Here is a 17,771-nt window from a genome sequence, read left to right as displayed (position 1 = left end):
ATGCGGCCATGTCTGTTTTGCCCACGCCTCTGGCCAACCAACTGCTGATTGCGCTTCCGGCGCTGTCCGACCCCACCTTCTCGCGCAGCGTCGCGCTGATCTGTCAGCACGACGAGAACGGCGCCATGGGCGTGCTGGTCAACCGGCCTTCCGAATACACCCTGGGCGAAGTGTTGTCGCAGATGGGCATCGACACCGACGATGAGCCGCTGCGCGAGCAGGTCGTGCTCAGCGGCGGGCCGGTGCACCCTGAGCGCGGTTTTGTGATCCATGACGATGCGCGCGAATGGGATTCCAGCCTGGAAGTGGGGCAGGGCGTGTTCCTGACTACCTCGCGCGACATCCTTGAGGCGATGGCGGCCGGCAACGGCCCGCGCAATGCGCTGGTCGCGCTGGGCTGCGCGGGTTGGGGTGCCGGCCAGCTGGAATTCGAGCTGGGCGAAAACAGCTGGCTCACCGCGCCCTCGGATGCCAACGTGCTGTTTGCGACCGCGCTGGAAGATCGCTGGCAGACCGCTGCCGGGCGTATCGGCGTAGACCTGTTCCGGCTCACGGATTATTCCGGGCATGCCTGAGGCGGGCGCGATTCGCCCCGATGGCACGGTGCTGGGCTTCGACGTGGGGTCGCGCCGGATCGGCGTGGCGGTCGGAACCGCGCTCGGTGCCGGCGCGCGCGCGGTGGCTGTCATCAATGTGCATGCCAACGGCCCGGACTGGGTTGCGTTGGACCGCGTGTACAAGCAGTGGCGGCCGGACGGCCTGGTGGTCGGCGACCCGCTCACGCTGGACGACAAAGACCAACCCGCCCGCAAACGCGCACACGCGTTCGGCCGCCAGCTGCGCGAGCGCTATGCGCTGCCGGTTGTCCTGATCGACGAGCGCTCCAGTTCGGTCGAGGCTGCGCAGCGTTTCGCGCGCGAGCGCGCCGATGGGCGCAAGCGACGCCGCGACGCCGAAGCGCTCGATGCGATGGCCGCCGCAGTGATCGTCGAACGCTGGTTGGCCGCGCCCGACCAAGCCACCTCTCTTCCTTGACTCCCGACCTGCGATGACCACCATGCAACTCGATTCGGACGGACGCTTGCGCCACCTGCTCACCCTGGAAGGACTGCCGCGCACCACGCTGCTGCAATTGCTCGACCGCGCCGGCCAGATCCGCGATGCGGCGGTGGGGCGCGTGGGCAAGCGCAGCGTGCTGGCGGGCACGGCGGTGTGCACGCTGTTCTTCGAACCCTCCACGCGCACGCGCAGCTCCTTCCATCTGGCGGCGCAGCGGCTGGGCGCGGACGTGCTCAATTTCGATGCATCCACCTCATCCACCCGCAAGGGCGAAACCGCGCGCGACACCTTGAAGAATCTCGAAGCGATGGGCGTGCGCGGCTTCGTGGTGCGTCACCCCGACGACGGCGCGGTGGAAGCGCTGGCGGCAGCCGCGGGCGAGGGCACCGCGTTGATCAATGCCGGCGACGGGCGTAGTGCGCATCCCACCCAGGGCCTGCTCGACATGCTCACCCTGCGCCAGGCCAAGGGCACCGATTTTTCCAAGCTCAAGGTCGTCATCGTCGGCGACGTCAAGCACTCGCGTGTGGCGCGCTCGGACCTGCATGCCCTGCGCACGCTGGGCGCTGGCGAAATTCGCGTCTGCGGCCCGGCCAGCCTGCTGCCGGACGACGGCATACTGGAGGGCTGCGTGGTCGGCCAGGATTTCGATGCCATGCTCGAAGGCGCCGACGCGTTGATGATGCTGCGCCTGCAGCGCGAGCGCATGGAAGAAGGCCTGGTGCCCTCGTTGGAGCAGTACCACACCGAATATGGTCTGACCCGCGAGCGTCTGGCGCGTGCTGGCCGCGACGCCGCGGTGCTGCACCCGGGCCCGATCAACCGCGGCGTGGAAATCACCGATGAAGTGGCCGACGGCGCGCAATCCTGCGTGCTGCGGCAGGTTGCCAATGGCGTTGCCGTACGCATGGCCGTGCTGGAAACCCTGCTCGGCTAAGCGCGGCTGCGCCGCCGGATCGTGAGTCGCTCCAGGAGCGGCGCCCCCACCGCGCAACCAATGCGCGGTGGCCTTTGATCCATGAGGCGTCGATTGCGAAGAGGCAGCCGCTTCTCGCCGAACGTGCACCGTGGTCGGTCGCGCGGTGGCGTTCGATGCGCAACATCATGCGTGCAGACAAACAGTCGCTTGCTGCCTGAGGTGCCTGGCGGTCTGCTCTTGCGAATCCCGAATCCCGAATCCCGAATCCCGAATCCCGAATCCCCGCACCACCAGCTAACACCCTCTCACCTATCGTGAGCGCTCCTTTCAGCGCAGGAGATCGCAATGGGTATTTCACGTCACGCCACCGCCCACTGGGAAGGCGACCTCAAGACCGGCAAGGGCCAGCTCAGCACGCCGCAGAGCGGCTTGATGGACAACACCCGTTATGCCTTCAGCAGCCGCTTCGGCGACGAGAAGGGCACCAATCCGGAAGAACTCATCGCCGCCGCGCATGCCGGCTGTTTCACCATGGCGTTGTCTGCGCAGTTGACCGAAGCCGGTTTTCCGCCGGCCTCGCTGGACACGCGCGCCGATGTGGATCTGTCGATGGAAGGCGGCCCGCAGTTGTCGCAGATTCGCCTCAAGCTCAAGGCCGTGGTGCCCGGCATCGACGAGGCCAAGTTCCGCGAGCTGGCCGACGCCGCCAAGAAGAATTGCCCGGTCTCCAAGGCACTGAGCGCGGTGCCGATCAGCCTGGAAACCGAGTTTTCCAGCTAGCGCCAATACCGCTGCGACGCGTCGGCGCAAACGCCTGGCGCGCGCAGCTGGCGGCAACCTGAATACGGCGTTTTGCGGGCGGTTTGGTTCAGTGCGGTTTCACTGGCGCAGGACGAGCATCGGCAGCGTGTCCTCCCTATGAAGCTGCCGCAATGAAAACTCTCGTGCTTGGTGCTCTGGTGATGGGTCTGGCCGTGGCGGGCAATGCCACGGCGCAGCGCTATGACAGCGGCTACCGCGATTACGGCCGCAGCGGCTACGAGGATGGCCGTTACGAATATGCGCGCGTCGTGCGCGTGGATCCGATCATCGTTGCCGACTCGTACAACGAACGCACCAGCGAACGTTGCTACGATCGTCCCGCCGACGGTTATTACACGAGCAACGACGGGTATTACCGCGACGGCGGCTATGCCCAAGCCGGTGTGTCCAATCGTGGCGTGGCCAGTGTGATCGGTGGTATTGCGGGTGCCGTGCTCGGCAGCCAGGTCGGCGGCGGCAATGGTCGTCTGGTCGGTACCGCCGTGGGCACCATGGCGGGCGTCGCGGCGGGCCGTTCGATCTATGAGGCCAATCACCGCACCTACCAGGGCAACGTGAGGGTCTGCGAGCCGGTGTCCTACCGCCGTGAACGCGACCGCGTGGATGGCTACGACGTCACCTACGAATACGCCGGCCGCATGTACCACACGCGTAGCGATTACAACCCGGGCGACCGAATCCGTGTGCGCGTCGACGTGCGCCCCGACTGATCAGTGCCGGATGCATGCGGTGCCGCTGGTGGTTCCGGCATCGGGCTAAACAGAACGCTGCGGGCAACCGCAGCGTTCTTGCGTTTGGCGGAGCGATTGCCGGCAGCAATGGCGCGTCAACCAGGCGTGGGCGCTGATCGATGCGAGGCGCCTTGCTGTTTCACACACGCGCCGATTCGCGGTGCACCGGCGGTGATCAGAAATTGGCAGCACCTGCAGTCCACCCGCTGCGTTGAATCCAGCGCAGCAGCGCTGCTGCCGCCCTAAGCCCAGTCCAGCGTGCCGCGAATCACCGTCTGCACCTGGCCACCCGACCACACGTCGCCGTCGGCATCGATATGCAGTTCCAACAGGGCATCGAAGCCGATTTCTCGGCCCTGGCTGACGGTGTAGCGACGGTCGGTGCCGGGCAATGCGTCACGGCTGTCCAGCCATGCGGCCAGGACCGCATTGGCCGCGCCGGACGCCGCATCTTCGAAGCGCCGGCCATTGCCGACGAAGGCACGTACTGCCAGATCGTAGGTGCCCGGTGCGCCGGCGCGTGCATACGCAAACACGCCCATGCTGCCGGTGGATTCTGCCAACCCGGCAATCGCGTCCCAGTCCGGCTGCAGGCCGCGCAGCGCGGCTTCGCCTGCCAGTTCCACCACCCACCAGGTGCGGCCGCCGTCCATCAGCGCAGGCGGCAGCGTCCCCAGCGGCCAGCCCTGCAAGGCATCGCGCAGGCGCGGATCGTTGGCATCCACCTGCTCGGCCACGCGTGCGCGTGGCGTGCGGATCGCGATGCTGCGGTGGCCGCCGCGCTGCTCCACACGCAGCGGCAACCGGCCGGCGATGCCGTCCTGTACCAGGACGCCATCCTGTGGTGCGGCCAGGCCGGCCTCGAGCACGGCATGCGCAGTGCCCACACTGGGATGGCCGGCAAACGGCACCTCCTTCTGCGGCGAAAACATGCGCAGCCGGTAGCTGCTGTGCGCGCTTTCGGCGGGAAAGACGAAGGTGGTCTCCGGCAGTTTGGTCCAGCGTGCGATGGCCTGCATCGCCGCATCGTCCAGACCCTGCGCATCCAGCACCACCGCCAGCGGATTGCCGCTGCCGGGGCGGGCGGAGAACACATCCAGTTGCAGGAAACGGCGAGTGGTCATGGGCGTCGATCCGCAGTAAAGGCGCGGCAGCTTACCAATCGATGCGGCCGTCGATCACCTGCAGCGTCGCTCCGCCAATCCAGACTTCGCCTTCCGCGTCCACTTCCACCTGGACGCGGCCGTCGCGGCCAACCTCGCGGCCCTGACTGGCGACGTAGCGCGACTGCGCTCCGGGCAGGCGGCCCTCGCCATGCAGGCGGGCGGCAATACAGGCATTGGCGCTGCCGGTGACCGGGTCTTCCGCAATGCCATCGCCCGGGCAGAACGCGCGGACGACCAAGTCGGCATCGCCATCGTGCACGGGCGCGTAGATGGCCAGGCCAACGGCGGCGCTGGCCTGGGTCAGGCGCGCAATGGCGGCAAGCTCCGGGGCTGCCTGCCGTACCGCCTGCGCGTCGGCCAATTCCAGCAACCACCAGTTCGGGCCGTTGTTCCAGAGTGCGGCCGGCTGCGCGCTGACGCGCAGGCCAGTGCAGGCGCCACGCAGCGCCTCGGCGTACGTGTCGCCCGTGTCGATGGCGCGCGCGCGCGGGGCGCGCAGCCGCACCAGCAAGGCGCCGTGCCGGTCGAACACGTCCACCGGCAGCACGCCAGCCGCGCATTGCTGGCGCAGCCGGCCGTCGGGCTTGTACGCGGTCACGCCGTGGGTCACCGCCGCCCACGCGGCACCGACGCTGGGGTGGCCGGCAAACGGTAGCTCGGCACGTGGGGTGAAGATGCGGATGTGGTAATCGGCATCGGGCACGCTGACCGGCAGGAAGAAGACCGTCTCGGACAGATTCAGCCAAGCGGCGATCTGCTGCATCTGCGCAGACGACAACGTCTCTGCATTGAAGACCACGCCCAGCGGGTTGCCGCTGCCGGCCCGGGCGGCGAAAACATCCAGTTGCAGATAGCGGTGCTTGCTCATGGTGGGGACATCTCGATCGAAGGAGGGCGCGGCGATGGTTGCAGTGCAAACCGATACGGCAGTGGACGTGGCGACCGGAACGCTGTGATCGCACGCGGGGTCATGTCAGCGGCATTGGCAGTAGAATCGGAGGTTCCGCTCGGCATCCCGGGCATCTTCCCCCCCCATCCTAAACGCCTATCTCAATGTCAGCTCCCCACTCTACCGATCGTTGGATCGTCCTCAAGTTCGGCGGCACTTCGGTGTCGCGTCGTCATCGCTGGGACACGATTGGAAAACTGGCGGGCAAACGGGCGAACCAGACCGGCGGTCGCGTGCTGGTGGTGGTGTCTGCATTGTCGGGCGTGACCAACGAGCTCACCGCCATTGCCGACGGCGCCGCCGATAGCGCACAGCGCATGGCGGCACTGGACCAACGCCATCGTGAGTTTCTGGCCGAGCTCGAACTGGACGCCGATGCGGTGCTGGGCGAGCGACTGGCCGCACTGCATGCGTTGTTGGGCGACGCGCGCGCTGCAACGCGCACGCTGGACTGGCAGGCCGAGGTGCTGGGGCAGGGCGAGTTGCTGTCGTCCACCATCGGTGCGGCGTACCTGCATGCCAGCGGCCTGGACATGGGCTGGCTGGATGCGCGCCAATGGCTGTCGGCGCTGCCCCCGCAGCCGAATCAGAGCGAGTGGTCCAAGCGGCTGTCGGTGTCGTGCCAGTGGCAGTCCGATGCCGATTGGCGCACGCGTTTCGCCGCGCAACCGACACGCTTGCTGATCACGCAAGGCTTCATTTCGCGTCATGCCGATGGCGGCACCGCGATTCTGGGCCGTGGCGGTTCGGATACCTCGGCGGCGTACTTCGGTGCGCTGCTCGGCGCCAGCCGCGTGGAAATCTGGACCGATGTGCCCGGCATGTTCAGCGCCAACCCGAAGGAAGTACCGGACGCGCGGCTGCTGACCCGGCTGGACTATTACGAAGCGCAGGAAATCGCCACCACCGGCGCCAAGGTGCTGCACCCGCGCTCGATCAAGCCGTGCCGCGATTCCGGCGTGCCGATGGCGATCCTGGACACCGAGCGCCCCGATCTGCCGGGCACCAGCATCGACGGCAATGCCGAGCCGGTGTTGGGCGTCAAGGCGATCAGCCGTCGCAACGGCATCGTGCTGGTGTCGATGGAAGGCATCGGCATGTGGCAGCAGGTCGGCTTCCTGGCCGACGTGTTCACGCTGTTCAAGAAGCATGGCCTGTCGGTGGACTTGATTGGTTCGGCCGAGACCAACGTCACCGTGTCGCTGGATCCTTCGGAAAACCTGGTCAACACCGACGTGCTGGCGGCGTTGTCGGCCGATCTGTCGCAGATCTGCAAGGTCAAGATCATCGTTCCTTGCGCGGCCATCACCCTGGTCGGGCGCGGCATGCGTTCGCTGCTGCACAAGCTCTCCGACGTGTGGGCCACGTTCGGGCAGGAGCGCGTGCACATGATTTCGCAGTCGTCCAACGACTTGAACCTGACCTTCGTCATCGACGAAGCCGATGCCGACGGTTTGCTGCCGATCCTGCATGCCGAACTGATCGACAGCGGTGCAATGCCGGTCAGCGAGGGAGAGGTGTTCGGCCCGCGCTGGCGGCAGATCATCGGCTCGGTACGTCCGCGTCCCACGCCGTGGTGGCATGCCGAGCGCGCGCATCTGCTGTCGCTGTCCAAGGCCGGGACGCCGCGTTACGCGTACCACCTGCCCACGGTGCGTGCGCGTGCGCATGCGCTGGCGCAGATTGCCGCGGTGGATCAGCGCTATTACGCGATCAAGGCCAACGCGCATCCGGCCATCTTGATGGCGCTGGAACAGGCCGGCTTCGGGCTGGAGTGCGTCTCGCACGGCGAATTGCGCCGCGTCTTCCAGGCGCTGCCGGAGTTGTCGCCGCGGCGCGTGCTGTTCACGCCGAGCTTTGCGCCCAAGGCCGAATACGAGGCGGCCTTCGCGCTGGGCGTGACGGTGACCGTGGACAACGTCGAAGCGCTGCGCAACTGGCCCGAGGTGTTCCGTGGCCGCACGATCTGGCTGCGCATCGACCTGGGGCACGGCGACGGCCATCACGAGAAGGTCAACACCGGCGGCAAGGCGTCCAAGTTCGGCCTGTCGTCCACGCGCGTTGATGAATTCGTCGATGTGGCGCGCACGCTCGAGGTCACCATCACCGGCGTGCATGCGCATCTGGGCAGTGGCGTGGAGACCGGCGAGCACTGGCGGATGATGTACGACGAGTTGGCCGGCTTCGCGCGTCGCATCGGCACGGTAGAGACCATCGACATCGGCGGCGGCCTGCCGATTCCGTACAGCGCCGAAGACGAGCCGTTCGATCTGGAGGTGTGGGCCAAGGGTCTGGCCGAGGTCAAGGCGGTGCATCCTGGCTACCGCCTGGCGATCGAGCCGGGCCGCTATCTGGTGGCCGAAGCCGGCGTCTTGCTGGCCAGCGTCACCCAGGTGATCGAGAAGGACGGCGTGCACCGCGTGGGCCTGGATGCGGGCATGAACACCTTGATTCGCCCGGCGTTGTACGACGCCTGGCACGACATCGAAAACCTCAGCCAACTCGACGCGCCGGCCGATGGCATGTTCGATATCGTCGGGCCGATCTGCGAATCGTCGGACGTGTTCGGCAAGCGTCGCCGGCTGCCAGCGGCCACTGCACCGGGCGATGTGGTGCTGGTCGCCGATGCCGGTGCCTACGGCTACACGATGGCCAGCACCTACAATCAGCGCGAATTGCCGCGCGAAGAGGTGATCGATGCGTCCACTGGCTGAGTTCGTCGTACTCAGCACGTTGGCCGGTGGCGTGGCGATGGTGTTTTCCACCGCCATCGATATCGCCGGGCAACCGACCCCGTGGACCGACAGCTTGAAGTGGGCAATCCCCGCATTGGTCGCTGCCGGCCTCGGCGCGTGGAGCGCAGCGTTCTGGCAACGTCGGCGTGCCCGGCAGGCACGCGCGCAGCGCGCCGGCGGCATGGCATTGCGCACCGTGGTGTTGAGTGCGCTTGGCTATCTGCCGGCGTTGCTGCTGTATCTGCTGGTCGCGTTGGCCATCACCGGCGACGCAACGGTGATTCGCTCGGATGTGATGCTGCTGTTGTTCGTGATCGGTTGCCTGCCGTTGCTTTGGGCGGCGGTGCCGTTTTCCATGATTGAATATGTCCTGTGCCGACGTTATCTGCGTCGTGTACGTGTTTCTGCAGGTAGTCCATGAGCGCTTTCGACAAACATCAGATGTCCACCTTCCGTTTCGTGCGTTGCGCACTCGACGCGCAGACCGGCGTGGCGACGCTGGTGTATGCCTTCGATCAAGGCCCGGAGCTGGTCGAGACCGTTGCGGTGCCGGGCGCTCCGTTCGTGCTGGAGGGCGCGCGGGCAACTGCCGTGCAACAGGCGCTGCGGCTGCTGCATCTCATTGCAGGGGTCAGTTATTTCAAGGCCGCGGTGCCGCCGAACATCGCCATCGACAGCTACGGCATCGATGCCGAGACGGCCGCGCTGGTGGAAAGCGTGTATCTGCACGGCCTGGGCGAATTTGCTTACCGCAATGGCTTGGATCTGCACGGCAAGATCCATTTTCCGGTGGCGGCGCAGGCCTCTGCCGCCGCGCCGGCAGTGGGGTTGCGCGAGCATGCGCTGGTGGCGATCGGCGGCGGTAAGGATTCGCTGGTCAGCATCGAGGCGCTGCGCCAGGCCGGCCTGGCGCAGACCGTGAGCTGGATCGGCGGTTCGCAACTCATCCGTGCCTGCGCAGAGCGCACCGGGTTGCCGGTACTCAACATCGGCCGCGTGCTGGCACCGGAATTGTTCGAACTCAACCGCCAGGGCGCGTGGAACGGGCATATCCCGGTGACCGCGGTGAACTCGGCCATTCTGGTGCTCGCAGCGCTGCTCACTGGTGTTGACCAGGTGGTGTTCTCCAACGAACGCTCGGCCAGTTACGGCAGCCAGATTCCCGGCACCGGCGAGGTCAATCACCAGTGGTCCAAGGGCTGGGCCTTCGAACAGGCGTTCGGCGAGTACGTGCAGCGGCACGTGGCAGCCGATCTGCGCTATTACTCGTTGCTGCGGCCGCTCTCGGAGTTGGCGGTGGCGCGGCAGTTCGCCAAGACCGATCACTACGACGCGCATTTTTCCAGCTGCAACCGCAACTTCCACATCATGGGCGAGCGCCCCGTGCATCGCTGGTGCGGCGTGTGCCCGAAGTGCCATTTCGTGTTCCTGGCGCTGGCGCCGTTCATGCCCAAGACACGGCTGGTCAACATCTTCGGGCGCAATCTGCTCGACGATGCGACCCAGGCCGGCGGCTACGACGCGTTGCTGGAATTCCAGGACCACAAGCCGTTCGAATGCGTGGGCGAAGGCCGTGAATCGCGCGCGGCGATGGCCGTGCTGGCCAGCCGCGCGGAGTGGAAGGAGGACGCGTTGGTGAAGCGCTTCATCCGCGACATCCAGCCGCAGCTCGACCCAAATGATCTGCAGGTCGAGCCACTCATGGCCATCGATGGCGAGCACCGGATTCCGCCGGCGCTGTGGGAGCGCGTGCGTGCGAATTTCGCAGCTTGAAGGCAAGACCGTTGCGTTGTGGGGCTGGGGGCGTGAAGGACGCGCGGCGTACCGTGCGCTGCGGGCGCGCCTGCCGACGCAAGCGCTGACGGTGTTCTGCAACGCCGAAGAGGCGCGCGAGATCGATGCGCTGGAAGATGCGGCCTTGCAGGTGGAAACCGCTGCCAGCGCGCAGGCGCTGGGGCGATTCGAGATCGTCGTGAAGTCGCCCGGCATCAGCCCGTATCGCGCCGAGGCATTGGCCGCCGCCGCGCAGGGCACCTGCTTCATCGGCGGCACCGCGCTGTGGTTTGCCGAACACGCGCAGGCGGACGGCAGCGTGCCCGGTGTCATCTGCGTCACCGGCACCAAGGGCAAGAGCACCACCACGGCGCTGCTGGCGCACCTGCTGCGCGCGGCCGGGCATCGCACCGCGTTGGTCGGCAATATCGGCCAGCCCTTGCTGGAAGTGCTGGCACCGCAGCCGCCGCCGGCGTATTGGGCGATCGAGTTGTCCAGCTACCAGACCGGTGATGTCGGGCGCAGCGGCGCGCGCCCGGAACTGGCACTGGTGTTGAATCTGTTTCCCGAGCATCTGGACTGGCACGGCGATGAGGCACGCTATGTGCGCGACAAGCTGTCGCTGGTGACCGAAGGCCGGCCGCGGATCGCCTTGCTCAACGCTGCCGACCCGCTGCTTGCCGGCCTGCAGTTGCCGGATAGCCAGGTGCGTTGGTTCAATCATTCCGCCGGTTGGCATCTGCGTGGCGACGTGGTCTATCGCGGCGAACAGGCCATTTTCGATACCGCCGATGTGCCGCTGCCGGGCGAGCACAACCGCCGCAACCTGTGCGCGGTGCTGGCGGCGGTAGAGGCCTTGGGCCTGGATGCGGCGGCACTCGCGCCGGCGGCAGCGAGCTTTCGTCCATTGCCCAACCGCCTGCAGTTGCTCGGCAGCGTGGACGGCATCAGCTACGTCAACGATTCCATCAGCACCACGCCGCATGCATCGCTGGCTGCCCTGGCGTGCTTTGCGCAGCGACGCGTGGCACTACTGGTCGGTGGCCATGATCGCGGGCTGGATTGGCACGATTTCGCCCAGCAGATGGCGCGGCAGGCGCCGCTGGAAATCGTGACCATGGGCGCCAACGGCCCACGCATCCATGCATTGCTGGCGCCGCTGGCCGAGGCGGGGCACTTCGGCCTGCATGCGGCCAACGATCTCGAACACGCCATGGGACTGGCGCGCGCTGCGCTGGGCCAGCAGGGCGGTGTGGTGCTGCTCTCGCCCGGGGCGCCCAGCTTCGGCGCCTACAGCGACTATGTTGCGCGCGGCCGCCACTTCGCGCAGCTGGCAGGGTTCGACCCGGCGGCAATCAGCGCGATTGACGGACTGGGTGTGCACTGAAGGCGGCTAACGCACCGGCTGCACTCATCGGCTGGTGGGCATGGCCGATGCTCGGCAATGGTATGTGCCGCTCGCACACCGCTGTGCCTGCGCGCTGTTCTCCGCCACCAGATGGATGTTCGTTGCCTGTTGGTCGCCGCGCCAACGCCAGCGCCGCCGCGGTGGCGCGATCGCCTCGAAAGCACGCATGCGCAGCGCATGCGAACGCGCAGGTGCGATCGGACTGACTGCCTGCCGCCACCGTGGCCGGCAGCGGCGACGATGACCTCTCCTGCACGGCAGCAGCGCCTACACTCGCCGCACCATCCTGGGAGCAAGCACATGTACAAGCAACGGACATGGCGTGGCATTGGGTTGATCGGTGTTCTGGCTTCGCTGGCCTTCCCCGCAGCAGCGGCGATGCAGGCCAAGCCGCTGGAATGGAAGATCGGCAAGGACACCTATAGCGGCGTGCTGGTGTACGACGATGCCGGCGATGCCAAGCGCCCGGGGCTGGTCATGGTGCCCAACTGGCGCGGTGTCAACGACTCGGCGGTGACCAAGGCCAAGCAGCTGGCCGGCGACGATTACGTGGTGCTGGTGGCCGACGTGTATGGCAAGGGCAAGCGCCCGGCCAACGACAGCGAGGCTGGGCAGTTCGCCGGCGCCCTGAAGAAGGATCCGCCGGAGTTGCGCGCACGCGCACTGAAAGCGGTAGAGGTGCTCAAGGCGCAGGCCGGCAAGGCGCCGCTGGACGCAGCGCGCATCGGTGCGGTGGGTTTCTGCTTCGGCGGCACCACGGTGCTGGAGCTGGTGCGCTCAGGCGCGCAGCTGGCCGGCGTGGTGAGCCTGCATGGTGGCATCGCGACTCCCAGCCCGGCCGCCGCCGGCTCGGCCAAGACACCGCTGCTGGTGCTCAACGGTGCCGACGACAAGAGCGTGAGCAAGGCGGATATCGCCGCGTTCGAAACCGAAATGAATGCAGCCGGCGCGGATTGGCAATTCGTCAATTTCAGCGGCGCGGTGCATTGCTTTGCCGAGGCCGATGCCAACAGCCCGCCGGGCTGCCTGTACAACCCGCGTGCGGCCAAGCGGGCGTATCGCATGCTCGGCGATTTCTTCGACGAGCGCTTTGGGCAGTAACCGGGATTGGTGATTTGGGATTGGCATTCGCAAGAGCGAAGTCCCGTCCTTCAGCGAATCAAACCCCCGAGTTTTTGCTCGGGCGTTGCGCTGATCAATCATTCGGCTAACCGATGTCGGGACGCGCAAAACCGCGATCAAGCCGCCTTTGCGAATCCCTAATCTCCAATCTCAAATCCCGGCCGGCGCGCGCTGCGCGCCGGATCAGTGCGTGCGCTCGACCGCGTAGCGCGCCAGGCCGCGCAACGCCGCCACGGCAGGGCTGTGCGGCAGGGTTTCCAGCGCCTGTTCGGCGGCAGCGGCGTATTCGGCCGCGCGTTGACGGCTGTAGTCCAAGCCGCCGGTGGCATGGATGGCGGCCAGCACTTCCGGCATCGCCGCCGCATCGCCTTGCTCGACGATCTGTCGCAGGCGCTCACGGGTGGTGGCATCCGAGTGCGCCATTGCGTGGATCAGCGGCAGGGTGGCCTTGCCTTCGGCCAGGTCGTCGCCCAGGTTCTTGCCCAGGTCCGCGGCCTCGGCGGCGTAGTCGAGCACGTCGTCGGCGATCTGGAAGGCAAAGCCCAGCTGCATGCCGTAGTCGTACAACTGCTGCTGCACCTGCGCGCTGGCGCCGGAGGCAAGCGCACCCAGACGCGTGCCGGCGGCGAACAGCACCGCGGTCTTGCGCTCGATCACGCGCAGGTAGGCCGCTTCGTCGGTGTCGGGGTTATGCACGTGCAGCAGCTGCAGCACTTCGCCCTCGGCGATGCGGTTGGTGGTGTCGGCCAGGATCTGCATGACTTCCATGCGGTCCAGTTCGACCATCAGCTGGAAGCTGCGCGAATACAGGAAGTCGCCCACCAGCACGCTGGGAGCGTTGCCCCATAGCGCGTTGGCAGTGCTGCGTCCGCGGCGCAGGTCCGATTCGTCCACCACGTCGTCGTGCAGCAGGGTCGAGGTGTGGATGAATTCGATGATTGCCGCCAGTTGGTGGTGCTCCGGGCCGGAGCCGCCAGCGGCGTGGCCGGCCAGCATCACCAGCATCGGGCGCAGGCGTTTGCCGCCGGCAGAGATGATGTGATCGGCAATCTGGTTGATCAGCACGACGTCCGAGGCCAGACGGCGGCGGATCAGTGCGTCGACCGCGGTCATGTCGGGCGCGGCGAGGGACTGGATCTGGGGCAGGCCCAGCACGGTGGGGAGGTCTTCGGCGATGGTCATGCGCAGGCATTCGTGATGTGGGCCGATTATAGGTGCCCCGGCCGGATCCGTCCCGCCGGGCACATCCGGCGTCTTCACATTTGCCGCCCTGCGCAGCTGGGCCGTGACCCGCAAAGGTCTGTACGGGCTGGATTTCCGACCCTTGGCAAGGCACTTGCCCGGCAGCGCCGCGCGGCAACCCGCCAGGACCGCCGAGCGGCAGGTGCGGTAACATTGCCGCACAGACATTCATCGTTGCGCGCTCCCGGCGCCAGCGCATCATCTCGGAAGCACCTATGGCCCGCGGCATCAACAAAGTCATCCTCGTCGGCAACCTCGGCAACGATCCCGACACCAAGTACACCCAGGCCGGCATGGCAATCACGCGCGTGAGCCTGGCCACCACCAGCATGCGCAAGGACCGCGACGGCAATAACCAGGAACGCACCGAGTGGCACCGCGTGGTGTTTTTCGGAAAGCTGGGCGAAATCGCCGGCGAGTACCTGCGCAAGGGTTCGCAGGTCTACGTCGAAGGCGAACTGCGCTACGACAAGTACACCGGCCAGGACGGCGTGGAAAAGTACAGCACCGACATCGTCGCCAACGAGATGCAGATGCTCGGCGGCCGTGGTGAAGGCGGCGGTGGCGGGATGGGCGGCGATCGCCCGCAGCGCTCGGCGCCGCGTCAGCAGGGCGGCGGCGGTGGGCAGGGTGGTGGATACGGCGGCGGTGGCGGTGGTCAGGACTATGCGCCGCGCCGTCAGCAGCCGGCCCAGCAGCAGTCGGCACCGCCGATGGACGATTTCGCAGACGACGATATCCCGTTCTGAGGGCAGCTCGTCGTTGCCTCATCCAGGAAGGCCCGCATTGCGCGGGCCTTCCGCGTTATGGGAAGTCCGCGCAGGCATTGGCCGGTTTCGGCAGAACGGCGGCAAGAGCCACGCGTGTGTCACGCGTGCTCGGAGGCGCGGGTCGTACGTGCAGCGCCCCTCCATCGCAGGCGTGCGCGCAACGCATGGAGTGGGTGCGCCGTCCATGCGTTGCTTCCGGCTCGCGACATCCACCTTACGACAGCAGCGTGACCTCTACGGCAGGTTGTCGGCATCCCGGCAGCGCTAGGCCGATGTGCGATTGCGTCCCTTCTGCTTGGCGCGATACAGCGCCGAATCGGCATCGTGCACGATGGCGTTGGGGCTCAGCGGCGCTTCGCCCGGCTCGAAGGTGGCTGCGCCGATGCTGACGGTGACGTGCGCGCTGGTGGGGCTGGACAGGTGCATCAGGCCGAGCTCGGCGACCGCATTGCGCACGGCGTCGGCCAGGCGCAGCGCGCCGGCGGCATCGGTATGCGGCAGGATCATGCCGAACTCTTCGCCGCCGTAGCGCGCGGCGAGGTCTTCGCTGCGGCGCGAGCAGCCGGCAATGGCGCCTGCGATCAAACGCAGGCAGGCATCGCCGTTCACGTGGCCATAGGTGTCGTTGTAGAGCTTGAAGTGGTCGACGTCGATCATCAGCACCGACAATGGCGCCTCCAGGCGAACCGCGTCCTGCAACGCACGCGATAATCGGTGGTCGAAGGCGCGCCGGTTGGCGATGCCGGTCAATGCGTCTACCCAGGCTTCGGTGCTCAGCTTGGCTTCGTTGCGATGCATGCGGCGCAGTTGCAAATCCAGCCAGATCCCCACGCCCAGCAGCAGGGTGCAGCCCAGCGCGGCCACCACGATGCGCTGGCGCGCGGCTTCCCGCCAGTTCGCCAACGCATCGTCGACCGAAACGCCGGTCAGCACGGTCAGCGGATAGGGGCGCGCCGGTGCAAAGCTGGAGATGCGCTCCACGCCGTCGATCGGCGAGCGATAGGTGGCGGTGCCGTGCTTGCGCGCGCGCATGGTCACGTAGATCGACGTCCCCGCGATCGAGGTGCCGATCACGCCCTGTTTGTCTGGCCGGCGCACCATCACGATGCCATCGTCGTTGGTCATGCCGATGGTGCCGTGCGGGCCAACTTCGAAGGTGCTGTAGTAGCTGTGGAAATACTTCAGCTGCAGGGTGACCAGCACCACGCCGGCGAACTCGCCGCCGGGGGCGTTGAGACGGCGGCTCAAGGTCAGCACCCAGGAGCCGTCCGAGCGGCTTTGCACGGGCGGGCCGACCAGCGACAAGGCGTCGCGATGGTCGCGGTGGTATTTGAAATAGGCGCGGTCGGCGTTGTTGTGGGTCCTGGGGGTGCTGTCCAGCGACGAGCTCACCCAACTGCCGTCCGCGGCATAGATGAAGATGCCATGCAGGCGATCGGAGCGGCGCGCTTCGCGCACCAGAAACTCATGCATCGCAGAACGCGCCGCGCTGGAGCCCTGGTCGTGTTCGACCCGCGACACCAGCCCGGACAGCACTGCGTCGGCAATGGACAGGGTGTCGCTGGCATGCTGCGCCAGCGAATTGACCAGATTCAACGACTGCGCCTGTGCGCTACGCAGCGCGGTCGCGCGTTCTTCGTGGATGGACCAATATTCCGAGCCCAGCAACAACATCCAGGACACAGTCAGCACGAAATGCAGCGCGATGCGCTGAGCACGTTGCCGCCGCCGCTTGCTTGTTGACGTCACTGTGGCTACCTGTCTGGATACCAGGGCGATGCAACCGCCGTGCGAGCCTACGCGTCGTGGCGCGCGTGCCTAGGTGCGGCAACACGTGCAATGACAGATCTGTGATTGCTGCCTCACGTTGTATGCAACAGCCCGCTTGCCCGCATCGTTATGCGCGTTGGCCGCTGCAGCAGCGCTCGCTGCAGCGCTTCACCACGCACCGCGACAGATATCAGAGCCAGCTCGACTGCGTTTGCGTAACGGGCAGCATGCTATCCCGGGTACTGAATCACGCTCAGGAGTTCCCCATGCACGCCATTCGTCTTCGCCATCCCGCCGCCATCGCATCGCTGCAGTCGGTTGCACTGCCCGATCCGGGGCAGCCTGCACGCGGTCAGATCCGCGTCCGCCTGCATGCCAGTTCGCTCAATTTTCATGATCTGGGCGTTGTGCTCGGGCAGATGCCGACCGCAGACGGGCGTATTCCGATGTCCGATGGCGCCGGCGTGGTGGAAGCAGTGGGGCCGGAGGTCGACGAGTTCGCAGTGGGCGATCATGTGGTGTCCACCTTCTTCCCGCAGTGGCTGGACGGCGAGCCCTTGCATGCCGGTTTTGCCACCACCCCAGGCGATGGCGTCGATGGCTATGCGCGCTCGGCGGTCGTCGCCGACGCGCAGGCATTCACCCATGCGCCCCGCGGTTACAGCCATGCCGAGGCTGCGACGCTGACCACTGCCGGCGTTACCGCGTGGCGCGCGCTTGCGGTCAATGGCGGGCTCAAGGCCGGCGACAGCGTATTGGTACTAGGCACCGGCGGCGTGTCGATTTTCGCGCTGCAATTTGCCAAGGCGATGGGTGCGCGCGTGATCGCCACTTCCTCATCCGACGAGAAACTGGAGAAGGTGCGAGCGCTCGGCGCCGACCACCTCATCAACTATCGGCAGCATCCCGAATGGGCGGCGCAGGTCCTGGACATCACCGAAGGGCGTGGGGTGGACCATGTGGTCGAGGTCGGTGGCCCGGGCACGCTGACGCAATCGATCCGTGCAGCGCGCGTAGGTGGGCATATCGCCTTGATCGGTGTGTTGACCGGTGCCGCTGGGCCGGTTCCGACTGCCGAAATGATGGGGCGCCAGCAACGCCTGCAGGGGTTGGTCGTTGGCAGCCGCAGGCATCAACAGGACCTGGTGCGCGCACTCGACAGCTTGCCGCTGCGGCCGGTGATCGATCGCAGCTTTGCGCTGGATGAGATCGGTGAAGCGTTCGCGCTGCAGAAGGCCGGTGGGCATCTCGGCAAGATCGCGCTGGAGTTCTGATCCAGCCCGCGGTACTGAGCGCGGGCGATGC

At 66.7% G+C, this 17,771-nt stretch carries 16 protein-coding genes and 1 other RNA gene; 13 read left to right on the top strand and 4 right to left on the bottom strand.

The window, feature by feature from the left end:
- Nucleotides 1–8: 8 nt before the first annotated feature.
- The 5 genes from ACCQ07_RS14465 to ACCQ07_RS14445 all read left to right on the top strand — a co-directional run bounded on the left by ACCQ07_RS14465 (nucleotide 9) and on the right by ACCQ07_RS14445 (nucleotide 3,510).
- Nucleotides 9–575 carry a YqgE/AlgH family protein gene (locus ACCQ07_RS14465; RefSeq protein ID WP_003489930.1) on the top strand — a complete coding sequence of 189 codons (567 nt, stop codon included), beginning with the start codon at nucleotides 9–11 and terminating at the stop codon, nucleotides 573–575.
- On the top strand, nucleotides 568–1,035 hold the full coding sequence (gene ruvX, locus ACCQ07_RS14460; protein ID WP_008571823.1) for a Holliday junction resolvase RuvX: 468 nt from the start codon (nucleotides 568–570) through the stop codon (nucleotides 1,033–1,035). The genes ACCQ07_RS14465 and ruvX overlap by 8 nt, the downstream gene beginning before the upstream one ends.
- Nucleotides 1,036–1,048: 13 nt before the next feature.
- Nucleotides 1,049–1,996, top strand: a complete 948-nt coding sequence (locus ACCQ07_RS14455; RefSeq protein WP_031423560.1) for an aspartate carbamoyltransferase catalytic subunit — start codon at nucleotides 1,049–1,051, stop codon at nucleotides 1,994–1,996.
- 327 nt (nucleotides 1,997–2,323) lie between these two features.
- A complete protein-coding gene (locus ACCQ07_RS14450; protein WP_005913281.1) occupies nucleotides 2,324–2,758 on the top strand; it encodes an OsmC family protein in 435 nt (144 codons plus the stop codon).
- Between the two features lie 152 nt (nucleotides 2,759–2,910).
- The gene (locus tag ACCQ07_RS14445) at nucleotides 2,911–3,510 is read left to right on the top strand and encodes a glycine zipper 2TM domain-containing protein (protein WP_014090663.1); all 600 of its coding nucleotides are present in this window, start codon (nucleotides 2,911–2,913) and stop codon (nucleotides 3,508–3,510) included.
- A 263-nt stretch (nucleotides 3,511–3,773) separates the two neighbouring features.
- On the opposite strand, the gene ACCQ07_RS14440 is transcribed toward ACCQ07_RS14445, so the two are convergent.
- Both ACCQ07_RS14440 and ACCQ07_RS14435 read right to left on the bottom strand, forming a co-directional pair.
- Nucleotides 3,774–4,655, bottom strand: coding sequence for a PhzF family phenazine biosynthesis protein (locus tag ACCQ07_RS14440; RefSeq protein WP_372363408.1), 882 nt, complete (start codon nucleotides 4,653–4,655; stop codon nucleotides 3,774–3,776).
- Between the two features lie 31 nt (nucleotides 4,656–4,686).
- Nucleotides 4,687–5,565: a PhzF family phenazine biosynthesis protein gene (locus tag ACCQ07_RS14435; protein ID WP_372164077.1), complete on the bottom strand. Its 879-nt coding sequence runs from the start codon at nucleotides 5,563–5,565 to the stop codon at nucleotides 4,687–4,689.
- Between the two features lie 185 nt (nucleotides 5,566–5,750).
- Here ACCQ07_RS14435 and ACCQ07_RS14430 point away from each other — a divergent pair, with 185 nt between their 5' ends.
- From ACCQ07_RS14430 to ACCQ07_RS14405, 6 genes are all read left to right on the top strand, one after another.
- Nucleotides 5,751–8,360, top strand: coding sequence for a bifunctional aspartate kinase/diaminopimelate decarboxylase (locus ACCQ07_RS14430; protein ID WP_127166718.1), 2,610 nt, complete (start codon nucleotides 5,751–5,753; stop codon nucleotides 8,358–8,360).
- On the top strand, nucleotides 8,344–8,802 hold the full coding sequence (locus tag ACCQ07_RS14425) for a hypothetical protein (RefSeq protein WP_008572403.1): 459 nt from the start codon (nucleotides 8,344–8,346) through the stop codon (nucleotides 8,800–8,802). Before ACCQ07_RS14430 ends, ACCQ07_RS14425 begins: the two co-directional genes overlap by 17 nt.
- Nucleotides 8,799–10,154, top strand: a complete 1,356-nt coding sequence (gene murL / locus ACCQ07_RS14420; RefSeq protein WP_372164075.1) for a UDP-N-acetyl-alpha-D-muramoyl-L-alanyl-L-glutamate epimerase — start codon at nucleotides 8,799–8,801, stop codon at nucleotides 10,152–10,154. Before ACCQ07_RS14425 ends, murL begins: the two co-directional genes overlap by 4 nt.
- Nucleotides 10,135–11,541: a UDP-N-acetylmuramoyl-L-alanine--D-glutamate ligase gene (gene murD, locus ACCQ07_RS14415; RefSeq protein ID WP_218559510.1), complete on the top strand. Its 1,407-nt coding sequence runs from the start codon at nucleotides 10,135–10,137 to the stop codon at nucleotides 11,539–11,541. The genes murL and murD overlap by 20 nt, the downstream gene beginning before the upstream one ends.
- Nucleotides 11,542–11,603: 62 nt before the next feature.
- Nucleotides 11,604–11,679: non-coding RNA, sX9 sRNA (locus tag ACCQ07_RS14410), on the top strand.
- Between the two features lie 183 nt (nucleotides 11,680–11,862).
- Nucleotides 11,863–12,663 carry a dienelactone hydrolase family protein gene (locus ACCQ07_RS14405; protein WP_008572408.1) on the top strand — a complete coding sequence of 267 codons (801 nt, stop codon included), beginning with the start codon at nucleotides 11,863–11,865 and terminating at the stop codon, nucleotides 12,661–12,663.
- Between the two features lie 204 nt (nucleotides 12,664–12,867).
- On the opposite strand, the gene ACCQ07_RS14400 is transcribed toward ACCQ07_RS14405, so the two are convergent.
- Nucleotides 12,868–13,866: a polyprenyl synthetase family protein gene (locus ACCQ07_RS14400; RefSeq protein ID WP_008572409.1), complete on the bottom strand. Its 999-nt coding sequence runs from the start codon at nucleotides 13,864–13,866 to the stop codon at nucleotides 12,868–12,870.
- 275 nt (nucleotides 13,867–14,141) lie between these two features.
- On the opposite strand from ACCQ07_RS14400, the gene ACCQ07_RS14395 reads away from it, so the two are divergent.
- A complete protein-coding gene (locus tag ACCQ07_RS14395; RefSeq protein WP_008572410.1) occupies nucleotides 14,142–14,675 on the top strand; it encodes a single-stranded DNA-binding protein in 534 nt (177 codons plus the stop codon).
- 285 nt (nucleotides 14,676–14,960) lie between these two features.
- Here ACCQ07_RS14395 and ACCQ07_RS14390 read toward each other — a convergent pair whose 3' ends face one another.
- Nucleotides 14,961–16,445, bottom strand: coding sequence for a GGDEF domain-containing protein (locus ACCQ07_RS14390; protein WP_372363407.1), 1,485 nt, complete (start codon nucleotides 16,443–16,445; stop codon nucleotides 14,961–14,963).
- Between the two features lie 287 nt (nucleotides 16,446–16,732).
- Here ACCQ07_RS14390 and ACCQ07_RS14385 point away from each other — a divergent pair, with 287 nt between their 5' ends.
- Nucleotides 16,733–17,740 (top strand): zinc-dependent alcohol dehydrogenase family protein, encoded by a 1,008-nt coding sequence (locus tag ACCQ07_RS14385; RefSeq protein WP_014090655.1) that lies wholly within the window; start codon nucleotides 16,733–16,735, stop codon nucleotides 17,738–17,740.
- Nucleotides 17,741–17,771: the final 31 nt, after the last annotated feature.

It is taken from the genome of Xanthomonas sp. NCPPB 3583 (assembly GCF_041475715.2).
Taxonomy (GTDB): domain Bacteria; phylum Pseudomonadota; class Gammaproteobacteria; order Xanthomonadales; family Xanthomonadaceae; genus Xanthomonas; species Xanthomonas euvesicatoria.
This window is presented reverse-complemented; position numbering and strand designations above follow the sequence as displayed.